The sequence below is a fragment of the Synechococcus sp. R6-7 genome, assembly GCF_047461695.1.
GTDB lineage: Bacteria > Cyanobacteriota > Cyanobacteriia > Thermostichales > Thermostichaceae > Thermostichus.
Genome location: NZ_JANSHS010000468.1, coordinates 1 through 611, shown reverse-complemented (window position 1 = coordinate 611; position 611 = coordinate 1). Strand labels below are relative to the sequence as shown.

Annotated in this window: 1 protein-coding gene and 1 pseudogene; both read right to left on the bottom strand. The window is 61.9% G+C overall.

Annotation, left to right across the window (positions count from 1 at the left end; genetic code table 11):
* Positions 1-414: EamA family transporter (locus tag NW815_RS12890; RefSeq protein ID WP_414416088.1), on the bottom strand; the 414-nt coding region annotated here is incomplete at its 3' end.
* Positions 414-611: pseudogene (locus NW815_RS12885) on the bottom strand (hypothetical protein); the annotation flags it as partial. The gene NW815_RS12890 and the pseudogene NW815_RS12885, both read right to left, overlap by 1 nt.

Sequence of the window (611 nt, the reverse complement as noted above, 5' to 3'; positions counted from 1 at the left end):
CCCCAGCAGGCTCACCCCCAAGGCCAACACCAGCCGCCAACGGAAGCGCTCTCCCAGCAGCGGCACCGCCAGAAGAGCCAGCACCAGCGGCCAAGTGTAATTCAGAGCCATCGCCGCCTGAGCCGACAGACGGTCATAAGCCTGGAACAACACCCCATAGTAGCCGAAGGGGTTGAGCAGCCCCTGAAGGGCCGACAGGCGGATTTGGGATCCCCTCTGCTTGCCGAGGAACCCTGCCCGCCCTGTAACCACCAAAACGATCCCCAGGATCAGGCAAGAGCTAAAGGCCGAAAAAATCAGCAGAACCGTCGGCGACAGGTACCGCAACCCAAACTTAAAAGCGCTGGCAGCCGTGGCCCAGCCCAAGATGGCCGCCGCCAGGTAAACATAGGCTCGCCAGGGATCCCTAGGCATCAAAAGCTGTCGAGATTGCTGTCCTCTGGCTTCGACTTAGCTCCGGTGGGAAGGCCCAGCCGCGGTGCCACCACCCAGGCGTAGAGCAGATAGCCCAGCCCCGCCACCACTGCCCACCTGAGAACGGTGCCGAAAACCCGGAAGAACAGCCCGATCAGAAGAATACAGCCCAGAATGGCGAAGACCGTCACCAGTGG